Here is a 3,830-nt window from a genome sequence, read left to right as displayed (position 1 = left end):
GACGATGACGATTCCGGCGCAGCCGATCGCCTGGCGGCCGCTGGTCCTCTCCGGGAACATCACCGTGCAGGTTCATGTGAGCGCGCTCAACGAGGCGCACGTCGAGATCGAGATCCGCCTCGGCTCACCCGAGGGCGAAATCATCGGGTTCGGCTACGGCACTGGTGTCGCCAACCGCTATGAGGTGCAGCTGTACCCGCGATGGGAGCACGCCGTCACACCCGCCAGTGACCTCGGCGTCGTCGGCCCGTCCGAGACCGCCGTGATCTACGTGATCGCCCGAAAGATCGGCGAGCGCAACTACTCGATCGTCACCACCGGCGCGCAGCTCGTCGTCGCCGCACAACCACTGATGGAGCAGCCGTGACCGATACGCCCGAGCCCGAGGTGCTGCGCACCGTTGTCACCGAAGCGGGCCGCAAGGAACAGGAGCGCATACAGGCGCAGCAGCAGAGCGCGGCCGAACGGGAACGGATCACCGCGAAGTACCGCGAGTTCGCCAAGATGGCGTTCGACGGCAAGCTGCCCGACCCAGGCAAGGTCGAGCCGCTCGACCCCGCCGTCGTCGACCTGCTCTCGGATCTGGCGATCTTGCACCTGCCCGAGTGGCGCAACAGCGCGGGCCGAAAACTCGCGGACGCCACCGTGTTCACCCTGCCGAGCTCGGCCCGCGTCGCCGCATACCTCGTCGAGCGCGGCTGGCGGCGCGACCCCGCACACGAGCGGATCCGTTGGGTACCGACACCCGGCGGTCTGCCAGGTCCCCACGACCTCGGCCTGCACATCCGGCCCGACCCCGACACCGGTGAGTGGCCCGCACCCGATCCCGAGACGTTCTGGGACGTCGACGAAGTGAAGGTCTCCCAGCTCCCGGATGGCAGCTGGAAAGCAGAACACCCCCGAGGCCTCGGCTACCAGGCCGCGACCAAGAGCGAGGCGCTTGCCGGGATCGTCGAGCGCATCCGCGAGAAGATCAAGGAGGCCCAGAATGGCATGGACCGGTGACCCTGTATGGCTCGCTGATGTACTGCGAGCCGAGGGCCTGGCCGTCGTCGAGCACGACGGCTGGCGCGACCGCGGGCACGGGGATTTCCGCGACATCCGCGGTGTGATCTGCCACCACACCGCCGGGGGAGGCTCGAACGACTGGCGCATCGTGCAGAACGGCCGCCCCGACCTGCCCGGCCCGCTCGCCCAGCTCGTCCTCGAGCGGGACGGCACTTATCGCGTGATCGCGGCAGGCGTGTGCTGGCACGCCGGGCGCGGCAGCTGGCCGGGATGGCCTACCAACGACGCGAACTTCCACACGATCGGCATCGAGGCTGTGTCGCGCGGCGACGGAACCGACTGGACTCCAGCCCAACTCGACGCCTACAAACGCGGCTGCGCTGCCATCCTGCGCCGCATCGGCCGCGACGCCGACGACTGCGTCGGACACCGCGAGTACAGCAGCGAGGGCAAGATCGACCCGACCGGAATCGACATGATCGCATTCCGGCGCGACGTTCAGGCCCTCATCGACCACACCCCCGGCCCTGATGAGGAGGACACAATGCTCGACGCACTGATCAAGAACTTCCGAGGAACCGCGCTGAAGTTCCGAGACCTGTTCTGGTGGATGGACAAGAACACCAGCGAGACCCACGAACAGATGCTCGGCCCCGACGACGGAAAAGGCGGATTCAAGGGCTGGGGCATCCTCGGCAAGTCCACGGTCGATCCGAAGCGGGACAACACCGTCGTCGAGGCCCTGGCCGAAGTCCGCAACGACGTGGCCGAGATCAAGCGCGCCCTCGCGGGCGGCAAGTGATGGGCCGCCACAGCGCCGAGGATGCCAGCCAAGTCCGCTATCCGTGGCGGACCGTGGTGCGCACCGCCTTTCAGCTCGTCGTCGGCCTGGCCGCTGCCATGCCGATGTTCATCGCCTCGACCGGCCTGCCGACGACCGCAGCGGGCATCGGCGCGGCCCTCGCGGTCTCGGCCACGATCACCCGATTCATGGCGATGCCCGCGGTCAACGCGGCCATCGCCACATGGGCACCCTGGTTGGCGGCCGAGCCGCGGGCAGGCGACGCCCCGTGAACCCTGACCAGATCGCAGCTATCGGCGCGATCGTCGCCGCGATCATCGGCGGCGCAACGGCCTGGCAGGGGAAGCGCGTCAGCGAGTTGCAGGGCCGAATCGAGAAACTCGAGGACGAGCTCGAAGCGGCGCACGCGATCGGTCGCGCGGCAATGAAGTACATCCGCAAGTTGTGGCGATGGAGTGATCAGCGCGACATCGCGCACCAGCGCGGCGTCGAACCACCGCCGCAGCCGGAATTGCCCGAACTGCTGAAAGACGAGGTGTGACATGGCTGATCTCGCACCGCTCAAGCACGGCAAGGTCGTTGGCCGCTTCCTGGTGAACACCGCTGACGGTCCCGACATCGGCGACCTTCCCGAATTCCAGCCGCTCACAGGCACGCTCACGTTCACCGCTGAGGTGCCCAAGGTGCTCGTCGCCGGTGCCCTGCCGAACCCGGCGACGTACGTACAGCTGCCGCAGCACTACGTCGCCTCACTCGACGAGTTCGGGTATCTGACCTGGCGCGGGAAGCGCGGCATCCGCCTCGTCGCCCCGGGTGCCGAAACCAATCCGGCGGACTGGACGTGGCGCGTCGATTTCGATCTGAGCTACGACGGCGACCGAGTGCCGATCGCGCCGTACTCGTTCGCTGTCACCGAGTACATCCCCGGTCCCGACCCCGAGGATCCCGATACCGGGTCGGAAGGGCTCGTCGATCTCACTCTCGAATCGCCGATCCCGTCGAGCTCGGGCACCGCGATCGTGCGCGGCCCCCAAGGCGAAGGCCTGCAGATCGACCGCCGGGTCGCCACCTACGGCGACCTTCCCACCACGCCCGCCGAGGGCGACGGCGCGCAGTATGTTGTCGCCGCCGACGGACTGCTGTACGTCTACCGCACGGGCACCGGCTGGCTTCCCGACGGCCAAGGTGTGGTGATCCGGGGGCCGCAGGGTATGACCGGAGCGACGGGCGCCACCGGGGCGACGGGCGCTACAGGGGCGCAAGGCCCGCAGGGCGTGCCGGGCCCGCCGGGCACCACCGATTGGTCGGGCATCACCGGCAAGCCGTCGACATTTCCACCGACCATCGGATCCACCAGTTCGACCGCGGTGGCCGGGAACGACCCGAGGCTGACCGACGCTCGCACACCCACCGCTGCCGGGCAAGCGTACGACTTCACGATCAAGTCGCACATGGGGGCGCGGGCGAGCGGGGGAGGCAACGTCATACCCGAGGGCGTCCTGATCGACCGCAACATCTCGATTCAGCAGATCACTATTCGAGGCGAATCGGCCGGCACTGGCAATCTCGTGGTCGAGATCCGCAAGAACGCCAGCGGGCGCGCGGACGCCGGTACGTCAACCGGGATGCCCTCGGGCATCACGATCACAGCAGCCAACCACGCGGCCGACACGGTCGTGACTGCGGGTGGTCCGTGGGCTGTGGCTGCGGGCAGCCGAATCGTTCCCTACATCGTGACCCCAGACAGCCCGGCGGGGAACGGTCTGCAGGTCGCGTTCAAGGCAGTTACGACATGATGTTCGTCGTCGCCGGTGCACCGACTGCGCTGAACCTGACCGACGATTTCAACCGCGCGAGCCTCGGCACGGACTACACCGTGTTCGGCAGCGCGCCGGTGGTTTCCAGCAACCGCGCGCAGGCCGGAACACCAGCGGCGAGCACCACCGTCATCTACGCGGCAGGCCACAACACCCCGTTTAGCACCGACGGTCAAGAAATCGAATGGATCCCGATTGCGGCG

General features: G+C 67.9%; 7 protein-coding genes. All 7 read left to right on the top strand.

All coding sequences use genetic code 11. The features are described from left to right. Positions 1-367: hypothetical protein (locus tag NAM01S_RS35890; protein ID WP_373862703.1), on the top strand; the 367-nt coding region annotated here is incomplete at its 5' end. After that, on the top strand, positions 364-1,005 hold the full coding sequence (locus tag NAM01S_RS32560) for a hypothetical protein (protein ID WP_063017549.1): 642 nt from the start codon (positions 364-366) through the stop codon (positions 1,003-1,005). The genes NAM01S_RS35890 and NAM01S_RS32560, both read left to right, overlap by 4 nt. Beyond that, on the top strand, positions 989-1,810 hold the full coding sequence (locus NAM01S_RS32555) for a peptidoglycan recognition protein family protein (protein WP_082853962.1): 822 nt from the start codon (positions 989-991) through the stop codon (positions 1,808-1,810). Before NAM01S_RS32560 ends, NAM01S_RS32555 begins: the two co-directional genes overlap by 17 nt. After that, positions 1,810-2,082, top strand: a complete 273-nt coding sequence (locus NAM01S_RS32550; protein ID WP_063017552.1) for a hypothetical protein — start codon at positions 1,810-1,812, stop codon at positions 2,080-2,082. Before NAM01S_RS32555 ends, NAM01S_RS32550 begins: the two co-directional genes overlap by 1 nt. Beyond that, positions 2,079-2,351 (top strand): hypothetical protein, encoded by a 273-nt coding sequence (locus tag NAM01S_RS32545; protein WP_063017554.1) that lies wholly within the window; start codon positions 2,079-2,081, stop codon positions 2,349-2,351. The genes NAM01S_RS32550 and NAM01S_RS32545 overlap by 4 nt, the downstream gene beginning before the upstream one ends. 1 nt (position 2,352) lies before the next feature. After that, positions 2,353-3,606: a hypothetical protein gene (locus tag NAM01S_RS32540; RefSeq protein ID WP_063017556.1), complete on the top strand. Its 1,254-nt coding sequence runs from the start codon at positions 2,353-2,355 to the stop codon at positions 3,604-3,606. Next, on the top strand, positions 3,603-3,830 hold a 228-nt coding region (locus NAM01S_RS32535; RefSeq protein ID WP_157108031.1), incomplete at its 3' end, for a hypothetical protein. The genes NAM01S_RS32540 and NAM01S_RS32535, both read left to right, overlap by 4 nt.

This window comes from Nocardia amikacinitolerans NBRC 108937 (genome assembly GCF_001612615.1).
Taxonomy (GTDB): domain Bacteria; phylum Actinomycetota; class Actinomycetes; order Mycobacteriales; family Mycobacteriaceae; genus Nocardia; species Nocardia amikacinitolerans.
Note: the sequence above shows the minus strand (reverse complement) of the source record. Positions and strands in the feature narration are given on the sequence as shown.